General features: G+C 63.6%; 20 protein-coding genes and 1 pseudogene. 9 read left to right on the top strand and 12 right to left on the bottom strand.

All coding sequences use genetic code 11. The features are described 5' to 3' along the window. Positions 1–24 precede the first annotated feature (24 nt). From ACN2XU_RS08605 to ACN2XU_RS08590, 4 genes are all read right to left on the bottom strand, one after another. Positions 25–2,064, bottom strand: coding sequence for a glutamine amidotransferase (locus tag ACN2XU_RS08605; RefSeq protein WP_419410018.1), 2,040 nt, complete (start codon positions 2,062–2,064; stop codon positions 25–27). Then, positions 2,061–4,844, bottom strand: coding sequence for a DUF4159 domain-containing protein (locus ACN2XU_RS08600; RefSeq protein ID WP_419410017.1), 2,784 nt, complete (start codon positions 4,842–4,844; stop codon positions 2,061–2,063). The genes ACN2XU_RS08605 and ACN2XU_RS08600 overlap by 4 nt, the downstream gene beginning before the upstream one ends. Next, positions 4,841–5,719 carry a DUF58 domain-containing protein gene (locus ACN2XU_RS08595; RefSeq protein WP_419410016.1) on the bottom strand — a complete coding sequence of 293 codons (879 nt, stop codon included), beginning with the start codon at positions 5,717–5,719 and terminating at the stop codon, positions 4,841–4,843. The genes ACN2XU_RS08600 and ACN2XU_RS08595 overlap by 4 nt, the downstream gene beginning before the upstream one ends. A gap of 84 nt (positions 5,720–5,803) precedes the next feature. Then, a complete protein-coding gene (locus tag ACN2XU_RS08590) occupies positions 5,804–6,811 on the bottom strand; it encodes an AAA family ATPase (RefSeq protein ID WP_419410015.1) in 1,008 nt (335 codons plus the stop codon). Positions 6,812–6,880: 69 nt separating this feature from the next. On the opposite strand from ACN2XU_RS08590, the gene ACN2XU_RS08585 reads away from it, so the two are divergent. Continuing rightward, positions 6,881–7,474: a DUF1285 domain-containing protein gene (locus tag ACN2XU_RS08585; protein ID WP_419410014.1), complete on the top strand. Its 594-nt coding sequence runs from the start codon at positions 6,881–6,883 to the stop codon at positions 7,472–7,474. 128 nt (positions 7,475–7,602) lie between these two features. Here the strand turns inward: ACN2XU_RS08585 and ACN2XU_RS08580 are convergent, their stop codons facing one another. After that, the gene (locus ACN2XU_RS08580; RefSeq protein ID WP_419410013.1) at positions 7,603–7,779 is read right to left on the bottom strand and encodes a hypothetical protein; all 177 of its coding nucleotides are present in this window, start codon (positions 7,777–7,779) and stop codon (positions 7,603–7,605) included. A gap of 519 nt (positions 7,780–8,298) precedes the next feature. Further along, positions 8,299–9,117 carry a sulfotransferase family protein gene (locus tag ACN2XU_RS08575; RefSeq protein WP_419410012.1) on the bottom strand — a complete coding sequence of 273 codons (819 nt, stop codon included), beginning with the start codon at positions 9,115–9,117 and terminating at the stop codon, positions 8,299–8,301. A 144-nt stretch (positions 9,118–9,261) separates the two neighbouring features. Here ACN2XU_RS08575 and ACN2XU_RS08570 point away from each other — a divergent pair, with 144 nt between their 5' ends. Further along, complete coding sequence (locus ACN2XU_RS08570) at positions 9,262–10,836, top strand: DUF5928 domain-containing protein (RefSeq protein ID WP_419410011.1); 1,575 nt, start codon at positions 9,262–9,264, stop codon at positions 10,834–10,836. A gap of 27 nt (positions 10,837–10,863) precedes the next feature. After that, entirely contained in the window at positions 10,864–11,232 is a 369-nt protein-coding gene (locus ACN2XU_RS08565) for a histidine triad nucleotide-binding protein (protein WP_419410010.1), read from the top strand. 43 nt (positions 11,233–11,275) lie between these two features. Here ACN2XU_RS08565 and ACN2XU_RS08560 read toward each other — a convergent pair whose 3' ends face one another. Beyond that, positions 11,276–12,193, bottom strand: coding sequence for an ABC transporter ATP-binding protein (locus ACN2XU_RS08560; protein WP_419410009.1), 918 nt, complete (start codon positions 12,191–12,193; stop codon positions 11,276–11,278). A gap of 75 nt (positions 12,194–12,268) precedes the next feature. On the opposite strand from ACN2XU_RS08560, the gene ACN2XU_RS08555 reads away from it, so the two are divergent. Continuing rightward, a complete protein-coding gene (locus ACN2XU_RS08555; RefSeq protein WP_419410008.1) occupies positions 12,269–12,448 on the top strand; it encodes a zinc-finger domain-containing protein in 180 nt (59 codons plus the stop codon). 1 nt (position 12,449) lies between these two features. Here ACN2XU_RS08555 and ACN2XU_RS08550 read toward each other — a convergent pair whose 3' ends face one another. Then, positions 12,450–13,025, bottom strand: coding sequence for a hypothetical protein (locus ACN2XU_RS08550; protein WP_419410007.1), 576 nt, complete (start codon positions 13,023–13,025; stop codon positions 12,450–12,452). Between ACN2XU_RS08550 and polA the strand changes: the two genes are divergently transcribed. Then, a complete protein-coding gene (gene polA, locus ACN2XU_RS08545; protein ID WP_419410006.1) occupies positions 12,996–15,803 on the top strand; it encodes a DNA polymerase I in 2,808 nt (935 codons plus the stop codon). The genes ACN2XU_RS08550 and polA overlap by 30 nt on opposite strands. A gap of 17 nt (positions 15,804–15,820) precedes the next feature. Here polA and ACN2XU_RS08540 read toward each other — a convergent pair whose 3' ends face one another. From ACN2XU_RS08540 to nth, 3 genes are all read right to left on the bottom strand, one after another. Continuing rightward, the gene (locus tag ACN2XU_RS08540) at positions 15,821–17,008 is read right to left on the bottom strand and encodes a S8 family serine peptidase (RefSeq protein ID WP_419410005.1); all 1,188 of its coding nucleotides are present in this window, start codon (positions 17,006–17,008) and stop codon (positions 15,821–15,823) included. A gap of 93 nt (positions 17,009–17,101) precedes the next feature. After that, a complete protein-coding gene (locus tag ACN2XU_RS08535; protein ID WP_419410004.1) occupies positions 17,102–18,094 on the bottom strand; it encodes an adenosine kinase in 993 nt (330 codons plus the stop codon). Beyond that, positions 18,091–18,735, bottom strand: a complete 645-nt coding sequence (nth, locus tag ACN2XU_RS08530; RefSeq protein ID WP_419410003.1) for an endonuclease III — start codon at positions 18,733–18,735, stop codon at positions 18,091–18,093. Before nth ends, ACN2XU_RS08535 begins: the two co-directional genes overlap by 4 nt. Before the next feature lie 193 nt (positions 18,736–18,928). Between nth and ACN2XU_RS08525 the strand changes: the two genes are divergently transcribed. From ACN2XU_RS08525 to ACN2XU_RS08510, 4 genes are all read left to right on the top strand, one after another. After that, a complete protein-coding gene (locus ACN2XU_RS08525; RefSeq protein ID WP_419410002.1) occupies positions 18,929–19,624 on the top strand; it encodes a VPLPA-CTERM sorting domain-containing protein in 696 nt (231 codons plus the stop codon). A gap of 56 nt (positions 19,625–19,680) precedes the next feature. Next, positions 19,681–20,517 carry a methylated-DNA--[protein]-cysteine S-methyltransferase gene (locus tag ACN2XU_RS08520; RefSeq protein ID WP_419410001.1) on the top strand — a complete coding sequence of 279 codons (837 nt, stop codon included), beginning with the start codon at positions 19,681–19,683 and terminating at the stop codon, positions 20,515–20,517. 135 nt (positions 20,518–20,652) lie between these two features. Beyond that, positions 20,653–21,321, top strand: coding sequence for a YiaD family glycine zipper/OmpA-like lipoprotein (locus ACN2XU_RS08515; RefSeq protein ID WP_419410000.1), 669 nt, complete (start codon positions 20,653–20,655; stop codon positions 21,319–21,321). 96 nt (positions 21,322–21,417) lie between these two features. Next, the gene (locus tag ACN2XU_RS08510) at positions 21,418–21,969 is read left to right on the top strand and encodes an NADPH-dependent FMN reductase (RefSeq protein WP_419409999.1); all 552 of its coding nucleotides are present in this window, start codon (positions 21,418–21,420) and stop codon (positions 21,967–21,969) included. On the opposite strand, the pseudogene ACN2XU_RS08505 reads toward ACN2XU_RS08510, so the two are convergent. After that, positions 21,966–22,061 (bottom strand): annotated as a pseudogene (locus tag ACN2XU_RS08505) (VOC family protein); the annotation flags it as partial. The gene ACN2XU_RS08510 and the pseudogene ACN2XU_RS08505 sit on opposite strands and share 4 nt — an antisense overlap. Positions 22,062–22,138: the final 77 nt, after the last annotated feature.

Genomic DNA, 22,138 nt, shown 5'->3' with positions numbered 1-22,138 from the left:
GGTCGCGCCCCGTCCGGCTTGCCGTCAGTTACGCCCCTCGCGCAGCCACGCGCCGACGATCAACGCGGAGGCAAGAAGCAGAACCAGCCATGCCGGAAGCAACGGCGATTGGCGCACGTCCAGCGTTTCGAAGGCGTCGCGCGGCGTGATCCCGATCCAGCCGCGACCGGCAGCGGGCCGACCGGAGCGCACCGTGCGGATACCCGGCACGCCGTCTTCGAGCCGGGGCGTACCGCCGCGCAGCCCTGTGATCATCGGTTCCAGCAAATCCGCGCTGGCAATCGTCTGTTCGAACTCGCGCGGCGCGGCGGGGCCAAGGCCGATGACGGCACTCTGTTCGCCCTCTTCCAGCCGGTAAAGCCCTATATCCGGCCCTTCATAAAGCGCTTCGAACCGGCCCGGGCTGATCTCTTCGAGCGGCACCTCTTCGGTTTCGCCATCCGGCCGTGTGATGGTCACCGCCCCCACCGTATCCCCAAGCGAGCGGCGAATGATCCGCATCGTCTGGCCGGTGGCCTCCGCCCACAGCGCCTCTTCTTCCAGTTCCGGCTCTTTCATCATCCAGTGGGCCAGCCTGCGCAGCAGTTCGAGCTGCGGCCCGCCCCCCTCGAATCCGCGCGACCAAAGCCATGCATGGTCCGAGGCGAGCAGCGCCACGCGCCCTTCGCCAACCCGGTCGAGGATCAGCAGCGGACGATCGTCCACGCCCGACATCACCACATCGCCGCGCTCCGGCGTGACCTCGATCTGGCGCATCCAGCGGCCCCAGGTGTCGGCCCCAAGCAGGCCCGCCGTCACCGGATGCTTGTGACCAAGGTCCGTGACCGCCGGGCGATAGCCTTGCTCGACAACGCGCGCGGTCGGTTCGGCGGGCAGGATCTCGGCCAGCGGCGAGCGATAGATCGAATCCGCCGATGCGAAATCCGGCCCCGCCGCCACCAGAACCGCCCCGCCGTTCTCGACATAGTTGCGAATGTTGTCGAGGTAGATCGACGGCAGAATGCCGCGCCGCTTGTAGCGGTCAAAGATGATCAGGTCGAAATCGTCGATCTTCTCAAGGAACAGCTCGCGGGTCGGAAAGGCGATGAGCGACAGCTCGTTCACCGGCACGCCGTCCTGCTTTTCGGGCGGTCGCAGGATGGTGAAGTGGACCAGATCCACCGAGGAATCCGATTTCAGCAGATTGCGCCATGTGCGCCCGCCGGGATGCGGCTCACCGGAGACCAGCAGTACCCGCAGCCGGTCGCGCACGCCGTTGATCTGCACCAGGGCACGGTTGTTGCGGTCGGTCAGCTCGCCGTCCGCCTCCGGCACGATGAACTCGATCACGTTCAGCCCGCCGTGGGGCAGGGTGATCGGCAGGCTCAGATCCTCGCCGATCGGCACGGTAAAGCTTTGCGGGGCTTCGCCGTCGACCGAAATCTGCAGCTCCGTGGCCTCGGCGCCCGGCGCCGCGCCATCATCCTCGACCCGCAGCGTCAGCTCCACCTCCTCGCCGAGGATGGCGAAGGCCGGCGCGTTCTGCACGATCAGGCGGCGATCCCAGTCATCCGCCTGTCCGGTCAGCAACAGATGCATCGGCGCGGGCAGATCCGGCGCCCGCTCCAGATCATGCAGCCGCCCGTCGGAGAGCAGCAGCACGCCCGCGATCCGCCCGCGCGGCTCTTCGGCCAAAGCCGCGCTCAGCGCTGTCATCAGCTGCGTGCCCGCATCGCCGGTGCCATCGCCGACCGGAATGCGCCGCACCTCGGTGCCCGCGCGCGCCAGCAGCTGCGCTTCCAGCCGGTCCGCCGCATCCGCCGTCACCCCGGCCCGCTCGGCCAGTTGCTGCGAGGCGCTCTGATCTTCGAGGATCAGCACGATATCGGCCAGCGGCGCGCGGTCCTCGACCTGCCAGGACGGCTGCGCCAGCGCCGCCACCAGAACCACCCCGGCCAGCAGCCTCAGCGCCCAGCCGGTCAGCCCCCGCCACAGCGCCAGCATCGCTCCACCAAGCGCCAGCGCGCCCAGCACGGCGACAATCCACCACGGCAGCAGCGGGTCGAAAACGATCTGTCCGGTCATTGTCCAAGCCTGTCCAGCAATGCAGGCACATGCACCTGATCGCTTTTGTAATTCCCGGTCAGCACATGCATGACCAGATTCACGCCGAACCGCGCGGCAATCTCGCGTTGGCGCTCGGCGCTGTAGCCCCGGCCAAGCGGCACCAGCGGCTGCCCCTGCTCATCCACCGCCCAGGCCGACGCCCAGTCATTGCCGCCGATCACCACTGGCGTGACGTTGTCATTGAGGTTGCGGAACGGCATCCCGTCGATCAACTCCGCATCCGGCGGCGCCGCCTCGACCCAGACATCGCGGCCCACATAACGCCCCGGAAAATCCTGCAGCAGGTAGAAGGCCCGCGTCAGCACGTGATCCTCCGGCACCGGTTCCAGCGGCGGAATATCCAGCGGACGCGCCAGCGCCTGCAGCTTGCGCCCGTTCGGCGTGTTGGAGCCGAACCCGGCAATATCCGCATCGCGCGTATCGAACACGATCATCCCGCCGGAGCGCAGATACTCGTTCAGCTTGGCATAGGCGACATCCGAGGGCGTCGGCTGATCCGGGGTGATCGGCCAGTAGAGCAGCGGAAAGAACGCCAGTTCATCGGTCTCCAGATCGACGCCCATCGGGAGCGCCGGTTCCACGGAGGTGCGGAAAAACAGCGTGTCCGACAGCCCGCGCAGCCCCGCCTCCGCCACGGCGTCCAGCCGCGCATCACCGGTGATCACATGCGCCAAAACCACTTCGGAACTGGCCAGAATTGCAAGCCGATCGTCGGTCTGCGTCTCCGCGTCCGCCTGCGCCTGCCCCATGTCGGGCAGGCCCATCAGCGCCAGCAGCACCATGGCCGGGCCGATCGCGCGCGGCCCGCGCAGCCGCCCCGACAGTGCCAGCGAGGCCACCACATCGGCCAGAAGCAGCGCAATCGCAAGCGCCAGAAGCCATCCCGTCAGCAGCGTCTCGCGCGGCGCGCTCAGCCCGCGCAGCGACACGTCCGCAGGCCAGACCGCCGGGGCGATCCGGGCATCGACCGGCGTCACGTTCCGGGCCAGACTGCGGGTCTCCCCCTGGTAAATTCCGGGACGCAGATCGGGGCCCAGCGGATCGTCGATCAGCGCCGCACCGGCCACCCCCGGCAGGGTCCCGGCATCCTGCACCGCGCCAAAGGCATCCAACACGCGCAGCGGTTGCCACACGGTGCCCTCCATCTCGCCTGCCTCCGGCGCTTCCGCCAGCGACGACACAGCCAGCCGCTCCAGCATCTGCACGAACAGACCAGAGAGCGGCAGGCTCGACCATTCCGCATTCGCCGTCACATGGAACAGCACGATCTGCCCCTGACCCACGCGCTTGCGCGTCACCAGCGGCGTGCCATCGGAGAGCTGCGCAATCACCCGCTCGGCCAGCGTCGGGTCCGGCTGCGCCATCACCTGGCTGCTGATGGTCACATCCTCCGGCACGCTCAGCCCGGCAAAGGGGGTGCCCGCCTCGAAGGGCGCCAGCGCCTTCGGCTCGCCCCAGCTCATCGCGCCGCCCACGGTCCGCCCCCCGGCGCGCAGGCGCACGGGCATCAGCGGATCTTCTTCGGCCCGGCTGACATCGCTGGCCGCAAGGCGTGGCCCGGCAAAGCGCAGCAACATGCCGCCCTTGTCCAACCACGCCATGACACCCTCGGTTTCCGCCTCCGACAGGGTCGCCACATCGGCCAGCACGATCACATCGGGGTTCGCGGGCAGAATGTCGGTCAGCGATCCATCGAGCAGGTCCGCGGTCGGCACCAGCGCCTTTTGCAGGTAATGCAGCGGCGAGAGCAGCTCCAGCCCCTCGCGGTCCTCGCGGCCCGCGATCAGCGCCACCTCGCGGCGTTGCAGGCTGTCGTCCGGCAGGCTCACGGCCCCGGCGCTGCGATTGCCCTCGATCTCGAAGCGCGTCATCCGCGCGCGCAGCTCCGACGGCACGGCAATCGCCGTCTCCGCGCGGGTCTCGCCACTGGCAAATACCACCGGCGCGCGCAGCAGAACCGCATCATTGCCCGCCGGGTCCTTGCCCTCGCCCACCAATGTCACCTCGGCCTCCGGGCCGGGGCGCAGGCGATGCGCGACGATCTTCAGATTGCCATCCTCGAACCGCGCCGGCTCCAGCGCCAGCACGCTGCGCGGGCTTTCATAGACCGTCACCCGCCCCCGCGACTCCAGCGCTGTGAGCAGCGGTTCGCGCCCGTCGCGGGCAAGCCCGTCGGACATCCACCATGTGTCGAAGCCGCCCTCCGGCAGGGCCTCCAAGGCCGCCTCAAGCCGCGCCGCATCCGGCTCCCATGGCTCCGGCGTCACCCCGGTCAGGCCCCGTCGCATCGCATCCGCCGCGCCAAAGCGCACCTCCTCCGGCGCGGTCAGCCGCAGCAGCGCCACGGTGCGCCCGTCGCGCCCCGCCTTGGCCAGCAGCCCGTCCAGCGAGGTCATCCGTGCGCGCCAATCCGCCGCCGAAGCCCAGCTTGCATCCATCACCACCAGCAGCGGCCCATTGCCCGCCGCCTGGTCATCGGTCTCCGGGTTCAGCACCGGCCCGGCAAGGCCGATGATCACCGCCGCCACCGCCAGCATCCGCAGCAGCAAAAGCCACCACGGCGTGCGGTCGCTGACCTGCTCGTCATCTTTCAGCCCAAGCAGCAGTACCACCCCGGGAAACAGCCGCCGGATCGGCGCGGGCGGCACCGCCCGCAGGATCACCCAAAGGATCGGCAATGCCAGCAGGCCCAGCAAAAGCCAGGGCGAGGCAAAGCCGATTGCACCGAAAATCGTCATCCGTGACTCCCATCCATGGCCCGATAGAGCCACAGCAGCGCGGATTGCGCGCTGGAATTGGTGTGATGCACGCTGAACTGCCAGCCCGTCAGGCGGCACAGATCGTTCAGCCGTGCCTTGCGCTCGGCCAGCCGCGTCAGATACCGCTCGCGCAGATCCCCGGCCTTGAGCGTCTCATGCGCCAGCGTGCCGCCGACGCTCTCGAAAATCGTGCGCCCTTCGAAGGGAAAGCTCTCCTCGCTCGGGTCCAGCACCATCAGCAGCAGGCCGCGCACCCCGCGATCCGCCGCTTTGGTCAGTGCATTCTCAACGGCCGTCAGATCGCCGAGGAAATCCGACACGAACAGCGCCTTGGAGTGCGGAATGATGCCGCGCGCTTCCGGTTCGGCGTAATCCTCCGGGTCGTCGCCCGCGAAAACCTCGGCCAGCCGCAGGATCTGCACGTCACCGCTGCGCGGCGGCAGGCTCCAGCCGGTCAGCCCCACACGTTCTCCGGCGCGCAGCAGCAGGATGCAGGCGGCCAGCGTGATCAGCCGCGCCCGGTCCGCCTTGGTCGGCGTGTCCTTGTCCCCGGAAAACCGCATGGAGGCGCCATTATCAACCCAGACCTGCACGCTCTGCGCGATCTGCCATTCCCGTTCACGCACGAATTGCTCATCGCCCCGCGCGCTGCGCCGCCAGTCGATCTGGCGATAGCTGTCGCCCGCCCGCAGCGGACGGTATTGCCAGAAATCATCCCCCATCCCGGCCCGGCGACGGCCATGATCGCCCAGCAGGACGGTGCCCGCCAGTTGCTCGGCACGGGCCAGCAGCGCCGGAAAGCTGATCGCCTCTTCCTGCGCCCGCTGCCGGAGCGTGAGAATGTCAGAGGTCATGGGCAGGCCTTCTGTGGGTCCGGACGCACCCCGTCAGACGCGGTGCGCCATGTGTCCGATCAAGCGTGAGCGCCAAAGGTCCCGTCACGCGGCGGCCTTCGTCTTCGCCATGCCGCTCGCCACATCGTCGATCAGCGCGCCAAGATCCTCGCCCCGCGCCCGCGCCGAAAAGCTCAGCGCCATGCGGTGCACCAGAACCGGCTTGGCCATGTCCAGCACATCCTCCGGCGACGGCGCCAGCCGCCCCTGCAAGAGCGCCCGCGCCCGCACCGTCATCATCAGCGCCTGCGCCGCGCGCGGCCCCGGACCCCATGCCACGATCTCCTTCACCCGCTCCGGAGAGGCCGGATCGCCCGGGCGGAAGGCCCGCACCAGATCGAGGATCATCTCGACGACCGCATCGCCCACCGGCATCCGGCGCAGCAGCTTTTGCGCCGCGATCAGCGTCGGCCCGTCGAACACCTGATGCGAATCCGCCTCTTCCACGCCGGTCGTGGCCAGCAGGATATCCTTCTCCGTGCCGCGATCCGGGTAGGGCACGTCGATCTGCACGAGGAACCGGTCGAGCTGCGCCTCCGGCAGCGGATAGGTGCCCTCCTGTTCGATCGGGTTCTGTGTCGCCAGCACATGGAACGGCGCCTCCAGCGCCCGCGTCTGCCCGGCCACCGTCACCACCTTTTCCTGCATCGCCTGCAGCAGCGCCGATTGCGTCCGCGGAGAGGCGCGGTTGATCTCGTCCGCCATCAGAAGCTGACAGAAGATCGGCCCTTCGATGAACTTGAACGCCCGGCTGCCGTCCGGCCCGGTCTCCAGCACCTCGGAGCCGAGAATATCGGCGGGCATCAGGTCGGGCGTGAACTGGATGCGGTTGCCATTGAGGCCCATCACCGTGCTCAGCGTCTCGACAAGCCGTGTCTTGCCCAAGCCCGGCAGGCCGATCAACAGCGCGTGTCCACCGCACAGCAGCGCCGATAAGGTCAGGTCAACGACCCGCTCCTGCCCGATGAACCGTGCGGTGATCGACCGCTTGGCCTCCGCCAGCCGTGCCTCAAGCGCTTCGATATCGGCAACCAGATCTTCGGCCTCGGCCATGGCAATTCTCCTGAACGAACTATAGTTGTGGTGATGAGTGTATCGCCCGAAACGTAAATGGCAAAAGTTATGAGCGGACAAAATGTCGTGACCCCCTCTGCCGAAGGCCTCGCCGCCTCGGCGCGTGCTGCCTCCAACACGGCGGGCAAAAAGGGCCTGCCGCCGGTCCACCTGTGGAATCCGCCGTTTTGCGGCGATCTCGACATGCGCATCGCCCGTGATGGCACGTGGTTCTACCTTGGCACGCCCATCGGGCGCTTTGAATTGGTAAAACTGTTCTCGTCCATCCTGCGCAAGGATGGCGACGCCTATTTTCTGGTCACTCCGGTGGAAAAGGTCGGGATCACCGTCGATGACGCGCCCTTCGTCGCCGTCGACTTCACCGCGCAGGGCACCGGCGAGGCCCAGAGCCTGACTTTCGAAACCCATGTGGGCGATACCGCCACCGCCGGTCCCGACCATCCCATTCGGGTCGAGCGCGACCCCGAAACTGGCGAGCCGTCGCCCTATGTGCTGATCCGTGCCAATCTCGAAGCGCTGATCGACCGCAAGAGCTTCTACCGCCTTGTCGATCTCGGCTCCCATCACGAGGGCTGGTTCGGTCTGTGGTCCTCGGGGCAGTTCTTCCCGGTCATCCCCTCTGACGAGCTGCCGGACGACTGAGGCACCCGCCCTCTGGCCGGTATCACCGGACCGGCCTCAATCGACCAGCCCGAACCAATCCCTGGGCAACCCATCCCGCGTCAGAGTGCGGGGTGACGCCTTGGCCCGTTCCCGCGCATGGCGCCCCGTCAGAACCCCCGCGTCACAGGCATGACCGCAACAGGCACCTTGAAGGTGGACGCCGGCGTGGTGCGGGATCGGCAATCGCCCTCGTCCAACAGGATATCCGCCGTGTCCGCATCGGCGATCAGGATGCAGACCGTCGCCGCCGCGCGTGCGGGAAACGACAGCAGTGTCATGGCCATCAAGGCCACCAAGATGCGCAAATTGCCCATCCTGTGCATTGCCATGCCGCTTTCGATGTAACGGTACGGGCGGTCCCTCTGAAAGGGGCGTTCCGGCATCGCCACGACCGACTGGCTTGTGCGGGGGCAGGGGGTCTCGGATGATCACACCCAAGCGATCCCCGGCGCCATGCGCGGCCGGGCGATCCATCGCACTCCGGGTGTCCGGTCAATGCCGTGCTGCGGCTCAGGGGGCCTCCCGTCGGGCGGCAGCGACGGCGGATTAATCCTTCCTAACGGACCTTAACCGGAATTCGGCCCGGTTGCGCGTCCCGCTTCGGGGTTTTGTACCAAACGCGCTGCGAATCGTACCAAACGCTGTTTGGGCCATCCAAAGGGTCCCGATCCGGGCTCCGCATTTCGTACCAAAATCCGCGAATTTTGTACCGAATTGCCCCTTGAAACGCGTGTGCGGGGGCACCGAACGGTCCGTTACCGGGCGTTCGGTGCTGTAACCTTTGCCCGGTTTTCGCAAGGGGATCAGTCGCCCAGCTTGGCGTGCACCTCGGCCAGATCAATCTCCCCGATGGGCATCTTGTTCGCCGGATTGTCGAAGTCGTACTTGAACAGCGCAAAGTCCCGGTGATAGATTTCCTTCATCAGGTGCATGGACAGATCGTCGAAATAATCCTCCACCGGATGCAGCCGTTTCGGCCCGTGCCCTTCGCTTTCGTTGAAGCGCGGAATGCTGCTCAGATCGACGGGATGCGCCGTGTTTATGTGGTCGAGCACATCCTGCATGCCCTCGTTAAACTGTTCAGTCCAAAAGATTTTATTGTAGCGCCCGCCATTGACGATGAAGGTGCTCACATGGCCCGACATGGCGCTCCAATGGATGTCGGGCTCCATCGGGCGACGCCAGCGGATGGTGTCACGCACGAACAAAAGGAAGCGCCGGAAGCTCTTGATCTGGTCGAAATCGTCCTGCCCCTCCGGCCCGCCGACCTCGACGCCGTATTTCTGGATGAGCAGCGGCACAAGGTTGCCACGATAGCGCTTCCCGTTCCGCTGAATGCCGCAGATCTTGTCGAAAAAGCTAGACAAAACACGGGTATAGGGGTTCCTGACGCAGGTGAAGGTATAGCTGGTCCGGGTCTTCACATTGGCCTTGATCAGCGGCTGACTCTCTTCGATCGCCCACTTGTGCATGCCTTCCGCGGCGTCATGGATGTCACCATCAAAAAACGTCCCGTGGTCCGAATAATACATGATCTGCCCGATGGTCGAGCACGCACACTTTGGCACGACCCGATACACGACGCTCTGACTTTCTGTCATCCAGGTGCCTGGAAACCCCATGCACTCAACCTCCCAAAAGGCGCAACCAGCCCCACCCTGTACGCAAACTTCCCAAGAAAAAACAAAGAAAACAGGTTTCTTCAACGTCCTTTCACCCTTATCACATAACCATTCAGACGAAAGTAGGGCAGCGCGGTTTCACCGATGGCAAAAATCGCCTTCATACTCCTGTGTCACAAGGATCCTGACGCCATCATCAAGCAGGCGCAGAGCCTGACGGCTGTGGGGGATTACATGGCGATCCACTTCGACGCCCGCGCCCCCCGCGCCGATTTCAACAGGATCAAAGCCGCTCTGAAGGACAATCCCAACGTCACCTTCGCCAGGCGGATCAAATGCGGCTGGGGTGAATGGAGCCTTGTGCAGGCCTCCCTGAATGCGGTTCAGGCCGCCGTCGACCGCTTCCCGCGCGCCACCCATTTCTACATGCTTTCCGGCGATTGCATGGCGATCAAATCCGCCGAATACGCGCATGAGTTTCTGGACCGGCGCGACTGCGACTATGTTGAAAGCTTTGACTATTTTCAGTCCGAGTGGATCAAGACCGGTTGGAGGGAAGAGCGACTGATTTATCGGCACTGGTTCAACGAACGCACCCAGAAAGCGCGCTTCTACGCCATGTTCGAAGTGCAAAAACGCCTGGGGATCAAACGCCGTATCCCGGACGATCTGGAGATCATGATCGGCAGCCAGTGGTGGTGTCTGCGCCGCCGCACCATCGAATGGATTCTCGATTTCACCAAGCGCCGCCGCGATGTGATGCGCTTCTTCCGGACGACCTGGATTCCCGATGAGACCTTCTTCCAGACGCTGGTGCGCCATCTCGTGCCGGGCCATGAAATCGACAGCCGGACACTGACCTTCCTGATGTTTTCGGACTATGGAATGCCGGTGACTTTGTACAACGATCACTATGACTTGCTGCTTTCGCAGGACTTTCTCTTTGCCCGCAAGATCAGCCCTGACGCCACCGAGCTGCGCCGCCGCCTCGGTGTGCTTTATGCCTCCGAAGGGGTGCGCTTCCAGATCTCCAACGAGGGGCGTTCGCTGTACAAGTTCCTGACGGAAAAAGGACGCATTGGTCGCCGCTTTGCGCCGCGCTTCTGGGAGAAGGAAAGCTCGCTCGGGCGCGAGCGCGAATTGCTTATCGTGGTGTGCAAGAAGTGGCACGTGGCCAAACGTCTGCTCGACCGCGTGCGGCAGATGACCAACATCCCCTGCATCGAATATTTGTTTAACGAACAGGACTGCCCGCTCCCGGACCTCGGTGGCATCCAGTCCAGCATGGACAAACGCCACCGCCACCGCCGGGCCCTGATGCGAATGCTGTACGATTATTATGAAACCGACCGGCTGATCGTTTGCATGGACCCGGCCAATCTCGATTTGCTCGAAGACTTCGGAAATGACCGGGCACTGACCCGGATGCTGGAAATAGAGTGTTTGTTTTCAGATGAATACCTGGTTGGCCATGCCAAGCGCGTCGGCCTTGCCGGAGAACGGACACCGCGTGAGACGCTGGAGCGGCTGCTGCCGACGGTGCGCAATGACATGCTGCACGAAAGCGATCAGATCCGCGATGCGAACTTTGACAACTTCCTGCGAATCCGCGAGGCGGACCTGCCCGAGGCCAATGCGCGGGCGTTGGCGGAATTCCTGACGATCACGCCGGAGAAGGCGCTGGACATCGCCGCCACCGACTATCTTTATGCCGACTGACAGCGGTTCACGACCCCGAGGACAGACATGAGCTATACTTACGACGATCAGAACATCTTCGCCAAGATCCTGCGCGGCGAGATCCCGAACACCACCGTGCTCGAAACCGAGCATTCCCTGGCCTTTCGCGATCTTTATCCGCAGGCCCCGACGCATGTCCTGGTGATTCCGAAGGGACCGTATGTCTGCTTTGATCACTTCGCGCAGACGGCGTCAGATGCCGAAATCGTCGATTACATCCGCGCGGTTGGCGAGGTCTGCAAGCAGGAGGGCGTGGCCGAGGATGGCTGGCGGCTGATTTCCAACGCGGGCCACGACGGCGTGCAGGAAGTGCCGCATTTGCATGTGCACATCCTTGCCGGACGCGTGCTGGGGCGGATGCTGGCCAAGGGCTGAGCCAAGCGGAGTTTCGGCCTGTTGCCCGGCGTCGGTGCCAGGCTCAGGCGCTCTTGGTCAGCGACAGGAAAACGTCCTGCAGGTCCGCCTGTTCGGTCCGCACGTCGCGGATGCGGATGCCCGCTGCATGAACGGCGCCCAGAACGCTCTCGGCAGTGGTTTCCTTGGCATTGTAACTGAAGGCCAGCGTGCCGTCTTCGCGCCGCTCGATCGCGATGCCCGGTGTTTCGGGAAGGCTCTCCGGCGTCTGCTCCGGCAGGATCACCATGGTCTTGGCGTCCAGCTGTCCGAGCAGGTTTTTCGTGCTGTCCCGCGCCACCAGCGCGCCGTGATTGATGATGGCGATCTCGTCGCACATCTCCTCGGCCTCTTCGAGATAGTGGGTGGTCAGAATGATCGTCATGCCGCGCTCGCGGTTGAGCTTGCGCACATTGGCCCAGAGCATCTGACGCAGCTCGATATCCACCCCGGCGGTCGGCTCGTCCAGAACCAGCACCTGCGGCGTGTGCACCAGCGCCTTGGCCAGCAGCAGTCGCCGCCGCATGCCGCCGGACAGGGTACGGGCATAGGCCTCTGCCTTGTCGGACAGGCCGACCATTTCAAGGATTTCAGCGCTGCGGCGCTGCGCCTTTGGTACACCATAGAGCCCGGCCTGCACTTCAAGCGCGCCACGCGGCGTGAAGAACGGATCTAGGTTGAGCTCCTGCGGCATGACGCCGATGGCGGCCCGGCTCTGACGCGGATTTTGGTCCTGATCCCACCCCCAGATTTCCACGGATCCGGCGGTTTTCGTGACCAGCCCGGCCAGAATGTTGATCAGCGTCGACTTGCCCGCGCCATTCGGGCCGAGCAGACCGAAAACCGACCCGGCCGGCACGGTGAGATCAATGCCTTTGAGAGCGTCCTTGCCACCGTCATAGGTTTTCTTCAGTCCGGCAATCCGGATTGCGTCCTGCGTCATGGCTGCATCTTGCTCCTTCAGGTCACTTGGCGCATAAGGCACCTAGTGCAAAGCCAGTCAAAGGGAAAGCGTTCCATGACCATCGAGGCGCCGGAAACCAAGATCGTTGACAGCTATCGCGTGGCCTGTGACGGCGGCGAGGCGGGGCTGGGGCACCCGCGCGTCTGGTTGCAGATCCCTGAGACGACCGGTTTTGTCGAATGTCCCTATTGCGACGCGAAATACGTGCACACGGATTTCGAAGGCAAGGTCTGACCTAGCCGATCGGGATCGGGGTCGGCCCGCAGGGCAGTTCAGCCGACGGTCGCCCATCCCCCGTCAGGTATCGCAACACGTTTTCCCCGGTCCAGACGGTGATCGCGCGTCCGATGCTATCGGTGCCGCGCCCGATGACCGTGCCGGTTTCGTTGTCTTGCGTGTAATAGAGCACGGAGACTTCCAGACCGTCCTCGCACTGCATCCGGGACGTTCCGGAGCCAAGAAACCCGCCGGACCGCCAGTGCCCGGCGCAGGCGATTCCTTCGCTCGTGACCCCCTCCACGGTGCCCTGATCCCAACCCCGAGCCGCGCCATCGAAATACAGCCCTGAGGCGCCGATACAGGCCAGAACGCGGACGCAGTTGCTTTGTCTGCCGGGAATATTTTCGCACGGCGGCGCGAGCTCTGCGGGCGGCGGATTTTCACCCGGAGCGCGCAGCGTCAGCCCATCGGCAAAGGCCGGGCCCGCGAGGCAAAGGACAACTGGCATGAGGACACGGAACATGGCAAACAGGCCTCTGAACAGGAATTCCAGAGGTGTACCATGGGCGAGAACTTCGGCAAGGGCTGCCATCTTCATTTGATTGATGGCTCGGCCTATATTTTCCGGGCGTTCCATGCGCTGCCGCCTCTGACGCGGAAATCCGACGGGTTGCCGATCGGGGCGGTCAGCGGCTTTTGCAACATGCTGCAGCGTTACATCGAAGAGAATACCGGTCCCGAAGCCCCGACGCATGTGGCGGTGATCTTCGACAAGGGGAGCCACACCTTCCGCAATGATATGTACGATTTGTACAAGGCCAACCGCGAGGCCATGCCAGAAGACCTGCGCCCGCAGATCCCGCTGACCCGCGAGGCGACACTTGCGTTCAATATTGCCTGCAAGGAGATCGAAGGCTTTGAGGCCGACGACATCATGGCCACGCTGGCACGACAGGCGCGTGAAGCGGGGGGGCGGGTCACGATCCTGTCGAGCGACAAGGACCTGATGCAATTGGTCGGCGGCGGCGTCGAGATGCTCGACCCGATGAAGAACAAGCGCATTGACCGCGAAGGCGTCGAGGAGAAATTCGGCGTCGGCCCGGAGCGCGTGGTGGATGTGCAGGCCCTGGCAGGGGATTCGGTCGATAACGTCCCGGGCGCGCCGGGCATCGGGATCAAGACGGCGGCTTTGCTGATCAACGAGTTTGGCTCGCTCGAAGAGTTGCTGGACCGGGCCGAAGAGATCAAACAGCCGAAGCGGCGGCAGACCCTGATCGAGCACCGCGAACAGATCGAGCTGTCGAAGAAGCTTGTGCAGCTGGACGAGCAGATGGATCTGCCCTTCACGCTTGATGATCTCGAAGTGCGCGAGCCCGTGGCGGAGGATTTGCTTGGTTTTCTGACCAAGATGGAGTTCCGCACCCTGACCAAGCGCGTGTCGGACAAACTGGGCGTCGAGGCCCCGACCATGCCGGACACCACGCCCGAAGGCGCGAACCCGCCGGAGGAGGCACCGGACTGGCCCGCGATTGATCCCGAGACATACGAATGCGTGTCCGACATGGCGGCGCTGGAGCGTTGGATCGCGCAGGCGCGGGAGCGGGGGTATGTGGCCGTCGATACGGAGACCACGGGCCTCAATGAGATGGCCTGTGATCTTGTCGGGATCTCGCTGAGCGTGGTGCCGGGGGAGGCGTGTTACATCCCGCTGACCCACCGCGAGAACGCTGGCGACGATCTGTTCGGCAACGACGATCTGGCCGAGGGGCAGTTGGGGCTGAACGAAGCGCTGGACGCTCTGAAGCCACTGCTGGAAGACCCGGCGGTGCTGAAGATCGGGCAGAACATGAAATACGATGCCAAGGTCTTCTCGCGCTATGGCGTCGAGGTCGCGCCGATCGACGACACCATGCTGATGTCCTATGCGATGAATGCCGGGCTGCATGGTCACGGCATGGACACGCTCTCGGAGCGGTATCTGTCGCACAAGCCCATCCCGATCAAGGATCTGCTTGGCAGTGGCAAGAAGCAGATCACCTTTGACCAGGTGCCGATCGAAACGGCGGTGAAATATGCCGCCGAGGATGCGGACATTACCCTGCGCCTGTGGCTGACCTTCAAGCCGCAGCTTCACAGAGCCAAGGTTACGCGGGTCTACGAGGGGCTGGAACGGCCCCTTGTGCCGGTGCTCAAGACGATGGAGATGGCCGGGATCAAGGTGGACCGCGAAGTGCTGTCACGCATGTCCAATGCCTTTGCCCAGAAGATGGCCGGGTTGGAGGCGGAAATCCACGCGCTTGCCGGTGAAAGCTTCAACGTCGGCTCGCCCAAGCAGCTTGGCGAGATTCTCTTTGACAAGATGGGGCTTGAGGGCGGCAAGAAGGGCAAGACAGGGGCCTATGCCACCGGCGCCGACATTCTCGAAGACCTCGCGACCGAGCATGATCTGCCCGCCCGCGTGCTCGACTGGCGGCAACTGTCCAAGCTGAAATCGACCTACACCGATGCGCTTCAGGAGCACATCAACAAGGAAACCGGCCGCGTTCATACGTCTTACCTGCAAAGCGGGGCAACCACCGGGCGGATGGCGTCGAATGATCCGAACCTGCAAAACATTCCGGTGCGAAGCGAAGAGGGGCGGCGCATTCGCGAGGCGTTCGTGGCCGACGAGGGCAAGGTTCTGGTCAGTCTCGACTACTCCCAGATCGAACTGAGGATTCTAGCCCATATGGCCGGGATCGACGCTCTCAAGGACGCCTTCCGCGACGGGCAGGACATCCACGCCATGACCGCTTCCGAGATGTTCAACGTGCCGATGGAGGAGATGACGCCGGAGATTCGCCGTCAGGCCAAGGCGATCAACTTCGGTGTGATCTACGGCATTTCCGGCTTTGGCCTTGCCCGCAACCTGCGCATTCCGCGCGCCGAGGCGCAGGGCTTTATTGACCGGTATTTCGAGCGCTTCCCGGGGATCAAGGCCTATATGGACGAGACCATTGCCTTTGCCACCGAGCACAAGCGGGTCGAGACGCTGTTTGGTCGGGTGATCCACACGCCCGAGATTGCCGCCAAAGGCCCGCGCGCGGGCTTTGCCAAACGCGCCGCGATCAACGCGCCCATTCAGGGCACGGCGGCGGACATTATCCGGCGCGCTATGGTCCGGATGCCGAAGGCGATCGAGGGGCTGCCTGCAAAAATGCTGCTGCAGGTCCACGATGAACTGATTTTCGAAGTGGAGACGGCCGCGGTGGATGATCTGATCGGCGCGGCGCGCGATGTGATGCAGGGGGCGGCGGAGCCGGTGGTCAAGCTGGACGTGCCGCTCATCGTCGACGCGGGTCAGGGGGCAAACTGGGCCGAGGCGCACTGACTGCCGGGCTCGTTTGCTCAATCGTTCCGGGCAAGCGGCGCCTGAATCAGACCCTGCCCGCGATCATAAAGGCCGACATCCGGTGAGATCCCATCATAGGTTGTTGCGCCGATCAGGGCGGCTGCCAGCGTCTCCGCATTGAGGGGCGCGCCGGTCTCGCGCAGGTGTTCGGCCCAAAGCGCCGCAACGCCGACCCCATGCGCCATGGCCATGGAGCTGCCGTTCATGCTGCGCACATCTCCACCGGGGCAGGCTGACACGATGCCGACCCCGGGCGCCACAAGGAGCGGCCCGATGTTGCTGAACGGAGCCTGGACGTAACCCGTGCTGCTTGGGCCAATGGCGCCGACGGTCAACACGCCGCGCGCTGCGGCCGGAGAGGCGGGACCGGTCACGAAGTCGGGCGAAATGGTCCGCAGGCTGTCATTGCCGACGGCGCCAAGGATAAGCGGACGGGTCTCACGGTCCATCATGCTCAGGATCGTCTCGAACACCCGGAGATTGCCGCGATAGGCATGAATTGCGGCATTCTTGGCGAGCGTCTGCGGGTACCCTTCGGCGGCCAGTTGCTCTTCGTAGGCGGGGGTGTCGAAGGCGAGGGAAAAGCCGATGATGTCGGCCTTCTCCGTCAAGGCCCAGAGCAGCGCATGAAGGAATTCGTCGGTGCGGCCCTGTCCTGTGTCGGTCAGTGTCTTGGCCGCCACGAGGGTTGTCATGCCGCGCGCCACGCCGATCCGCATGCCCCCGAGATCGCGCCCAAGGATGGTCCCGGCAAGATGCGTGCCGTGACCGTTCACGTCGTCAATTCCTGTGCCGACGAAATCGCGGGTTGTCAGGGACAGCCCTTTGAAACAGGGGTGGCGCGCGTCGATCCCGGTGTCGAGCAAAGCCACACGCACGCCTTTTCCCGAATAGGGCGTCGAATCGGCACCAACCGCGACCGAACCCCACCCGGGCACCAGATCCGAGCTTCTGACATCGTCCATCGGCTCCGGGGCCAGCAAGCGGGTGGGCATGACCGGGGTGACGCGCAGGTAGGACGGATCTTTCGCGATTTCATCGACTTCGGATGGCGTCAGCTCCCAGATGGACAAATACGGCACGCCCGGCTGATCAGGGTCATTTGGCCGGATGGTGCGAACCACGGGAACCGTTGATCTGCACCAATTCCCTGACGTGTCGCGCAGGACAATGTACCGCGTCATGAAATGCTCCGGAAAAATACCTTTGTCGAAAAGGCTACTCCCGGTGGCGCAAATCCCAAAGGCCCACTCCGTGAACCAAGCGTAAAATCGCCGCTAGATCAGGCCTGTATGGCGGAACAGTGCCTGCATGTTCGCCTCCGGGCGCGGGCCGATGTGCCGGATGACTTCGCTCGCAGCCGTGCATCCCATACGCCCGGCGGTTTTCATGTCGACGCCGGTTGCGAGACCATAGAGAAAGCCCGCGGCGAATTGGTCCCCGGCGCCGGTTGCGTCGACAGGGACAACTTTTTCCACCGGAATATCGAAGCGTTCGCCATTGCGGATGATGGTGACGCCATCGCCTGAGCGGGTACAGACCACCAGCGGGCAGATTGCCGCGACAGCCGCCAGATCGGCTTCAAGATCATCATTCTGATAGAGCGAGCGGATCTCGGCCTCGTTGCCGATGACATAGTCCATCTCGTTTTCGATCAGGGTGAGGAAGTCCGCGCGATGACGCTCGACGCAGAATGGATCAGAAATGGCGATCCCGGCCATGCCGCCCGCCGCGTGGCAGGTGCGCGCGGCACGCAGGAAGGCCTCCTTGCCCTTGGGTTTGTCAAAGAGATAGCCTTCGAGAAAGACGATTTCGGCCTCTCCGGTGACCTTTTCGCTGACGTCTTCGGGCCCCAGCTCGGAGGAAATCCCGAGATAGGTGTTCATCGAGCGCTCACCGTCGGGCGAGACGAAGATCATGCTGCGCGAGGTCGGCAGCTCGCCCCCCGGCACTGGCGGGTTGACGAAATCGATGCCCTCCTTGGTCATCGCATCCGCATAGAAACGCCCAAGCGCATCGTCGTGGACCCGGCCGATGAAAGCCGTCGGCAAACCCAGCGTGCCAATCCCGGCGATTGTGTTCGCAACGGATCCGCCGGGCGTCTGTACCCGGTCTTCCATCGCGGCATAGAGTGTCTGGCCGCGCTCCTGCTCGACCAGTTGCATGATGCCCTTTTCGATGCCCATCAGGTCAAGGAAGGTATCTTCGGCGCGGCTGATCACATCGACGACGGCGTTGCCGATGCCGATGACTTTGTACTTCTTGCTCATGCAGTCTTTTCCTCGAATTGGCACAGATCGCTTATCAGGCAGGCCTTGCATTTCGGTTTCCGCGCCACGCAAATATAGCGCCCGTGCAGGATCAGCCAGTGATGCGCGTGCTGTTGAAAATCGACGGGGATGTGATCCTCGATGGCGCGCTCGACTGCGACGACATCCTTGCCGGGGCAGATGCCGCTGCGGTTTCCGACCCGGAAGATATGCGTGTCCACGGCCTGCGCGGGGTAGTGCCACCACATGTTGAGCACCACGTTCGCCGTTTTGCGCCCGACGCCCGGCAGGGATTCCAGCGCGGCCCGCGAGCAGGGGACTTCGGAGCCGTATTGCTCGACAAGGATGCGGGACAGCTTGATGACGTTCTTGGCCTTGTTGCGAAAGAGGCCAATGGTCTTGATGTGCTCGATCACCCCGTCTTCGCCAAGGGCAAGCATCTTTTCGGGCGTGTCCGCGATCTGGAAAAGCGTTTCGGTTGCCTTGTTCACCCCGGCATCCGTCGCCTGAGCAGAGAGCGCCACAGCGACGACAAGCGTATAGGCGTTGACGTGGTTAAGCTCGCCTTTCGGCTCCGGTTCGGAGTCCTGAAAGCGGGTGAAGATCTCTCGGATCGTATGATAGTCGAGCTGTTTGGCCATGCGCGGAGGTATGGACTGCAAAGTCGTCCCGGGCAAGTCCGAGTGCGCAGTACGAGGCCTGGCGCCTTGGCAGGTCGGCTCCGGGGCGGGAGGCGGGCGGGCTTGACACAAAACCCGTGCCGCCGCCGTCAAAGATTGCCGTGTTTTATGGTAAGATACCTGCATTCAACAGAGCGATAGGGAGGACTTCAAAATGAAATTTCTTGAACGAATTGCTGCACTGATCGGTGTCTTGATGCTCGGATCGGCGGCCCATTCCGCGACTCTGGCGGGCTATCCGGCGCCTGGCGGGACGAGCTACTCGGGGTCAGGTTTTGCGTTCAGCAACTATGGTCCCAATACCGGCACTGCAACCTGGACCTATTCGGGCTTTGATTCCGCCGCCTGGGATCAGCTTTGGTGGGGCCTTGAGGAATTTGGCCTCGCCATGGATGGGTCGATCAACGCCGCGGGCGAGACTATGAGCGTTGCCTCCATGTCTGGCGCGACCCTCGTTTACGAAGGCACGACGTCTATCCTTGCCGGTCCGGTCTTTACCCGCGCTGTCGTCACCATCGTCAGCGGTGGATCCGGCTGGATTGATCCGCTGACCGTTGGCATCACCAGTCCGGACATCTTTGCCGTGACGGAGGTGAACGGATCGGTGCCCTTCGTGGTCACCTTCGCCGTAACGGCAAGTGGCTCCTATGATGCCGGTGGGGCGGGATATGTCCCGTTTTACAATTATTTCGATCCCAACACGGCACCGTCCGAAGATGGCAATGCCCAGTCCAGCTTTTACCGGAATTTCTACTACACCGCCGCTGTTCCGTTGCCAGCGGGTCTGCCGCTCTTGCTCGCGGCGCTTGGCGGTCTGGCTGTTATCCGGCGCAGGCGCACAATAGCCTGAGTCAAAGCGCAAGAAGCGGGTCGCGGGCAGGGCAGGATACGCCTAGCCTGCGATCCATGACACAGAGCGATTCATACCATTTCCACGTGATGCGCCGCGCGATCGACGCGGTGGACACGCTTGGGCCGCAGGCCACGCTGGACGATCTGGCGGGCGAGATCGGCATGAGCCCGGCGCATTTTCAGCGCCTGTTCAGCAAATGGGCGGGCGTGTCGCCCAAACGATATCAACAATACCTGACCCTGAGCCACGCCAAGCGGCTGTTGCAGCAGAAGTTCACGACGCTCGATGCGGCGCATGAATCCGGCCTCTCCGGGGGCGGACGGCTGCACGATCTGTTCCTGCGCTGGGAGGCGATGAGCCCTGGCGATTACGCGCGCGCGGGGCAGGGGCTGACGATTTACTGGGGGTGGTTCGAGAGCCCGTTTGGCCCGGCGCTCGTCATGGGCACGGACAAGGGGATCTGTGGCATCGGGTTCGCGGCCGAGACCACGGCAGAGGACACCATGAAGGATCTGGTCGGGCGCTGGCCCAACGCGGCGTTCATCGAGGACCCCATTCGGCTCAGACCCTGGGCGCTGCAGGCTTTCGGGGTGCAGCAGGACGGACCGCTGCCGTTGTACCTGATCGGGGCGCCGTTCCAGATCAAGGTCTGGGAAGCCTTGATGCAGATCCCTTCGGGCCATGTCACCACATACTCGGAAATTGCGCAGGCCATTGCACATCCCAAGGCTGTGCGTGCCGTGGGCACCGCTGTGGGGCGCAATCCGATCAGCTATTTGATCCCCTGTCATCGCGCCCTGCGGAAATCTGGCGGGCTGGGCGGCTATCATTGGGGCATTCCCGTCAAACGCGCGATCCTCGCCTGGGAGGCCGCGCGCGAAGAGGCCTGACGGGAAATGCAGCGTTTGATGGGCGGAGCTTTGCCGATTTTCTCGTGACTTATGTGCGAGGCTATCCAATGTTATTGTATATCAAGCATGATAGCCCTCATGAATGGAGGGCAATTAAACCTGAGAGGCTTCTCTATGATCCGGGCAACTTCCCCGATTCTTCTCGCCGTCGTGGCATCCTTTGGCCTGAGCGCCTGTACCACCGGACCCTTGATCAGTGAAAACGATCCGAACCGCCAGGCCAAGCAGGGCGCATTGATTGGCGCGGGCCTTGGCGCGATCACTGGCCGTCTGGCCGGTGGCAGCGACGTGGGCGAGCGCAACCGCGCGACTGTTGCCGGTGCCCTCGTCGGCGCGGCAGCCGGTGCGGCCATCGGCAATCAGCTCGACAAGCAGGAAGCCGAGCTGCGTCAGCAGCTGGGCAACAACGTCGATATCCGCAACACCGGTGATCGTCTGATCGTGACCATGCCGCAGGATATCCTGTTTGCCACCGACAGCGCATCGCTGCGTCCGACACTGGTTTCCGATCTGCGGGACGTGGGTCAAAGCTTGCTCGCCTATCCGAACACCACGGTTCAGGTCATTGGCCACACCGACAGTGACGGCGATGCCGCCTATAACCAGAACCTGTCGCAGCGCCGCGCCCAATCCGTGGCGAACGTGCTGATCTCCGAAGGTGTGCCGGGTAGCCGGATCGCCGCGATTGGCCGGGGCGAGGATCAGCCGGTTGCGTCCAACCTGACCGCTGAAGGCAAGGCCCAGAACCGCCGCGTCGAAATCGTGATCCTGCCGAACGCGTAACCTGCGCCAATTCGTGCGAAACTTTTGCAGCGCCGCGGCTTGCCGTGGCGCTGTTGCGTTGTAGCTCATGACCCAGCAGCAGAAAGGGCCTTGGCTATGACAGATTTGACTCTTTTGGGGATCAGCGGTTCGCTTCGGGCCGGATCGACGAATACGCTATTGGCGAAAGAGGCGGCGCGCCGGTTTGGCGCGTCGGCTTTCGCGCTCGCTGATATCCGGTTCCCCGTGTTCGATGCCGACGAGCATGACGCGGAGGGCATTCCGCCGGCAGTTCAAGCCGTGGCGGATCAAATCGCCAACGCGGATGCCGTTGTCGTGGCCACGCCCGAATATAACAAGGGTATCAGTGGCGTGCTGAAGAACGCCTTGGACTGGATCAGCCGGACCGAGGGTAACCCGTGGTTTCATAAACCTGTCGCCATTGTCTCTGCCGCCGCCGGGAGGGCGGGAGGTGAGCGGTCACAGAATATGACCCGCCTTTGCCTGACGCCGTTCCGCCCGCGCCTTCTGACCGGGCCCGAGGTGATGATCGCCGCGACGGGGGATCAATGGGACGAAAATGGCCATCTGATCAATGAATTCGGGATTAAACTGCTCGATGAACTGATGGATGAACTCCGTACCGAGGCGATCCGGATGAAAACCTAAGCCGGATTGGCGACCTCGATCAAATTGCCGTCGGGGTCCCGTACATAGATCGACATGAGTGCGCCCGTTGCACCCGTACGTGCGACCGGTCCGGTAATCCCCCCCGATTTTAAGGGGCTGCAAACGTAGAATTTTCTCGGCAAGATGAACGAGGAGATTTCGAATGAAG

It is taken from the genome of Pacificoceanicola niger (genome assembly GCF_048553275.1).
Lineage (GTDB): Bacteria > Pseudomonadota > Alphaproteobacteria > Rhodobacterales > Rhodobacteraceae > Pacificoceanicola.
This window is presented reverse-complemented; position numbering and strand designations above follow the sequence as displayed.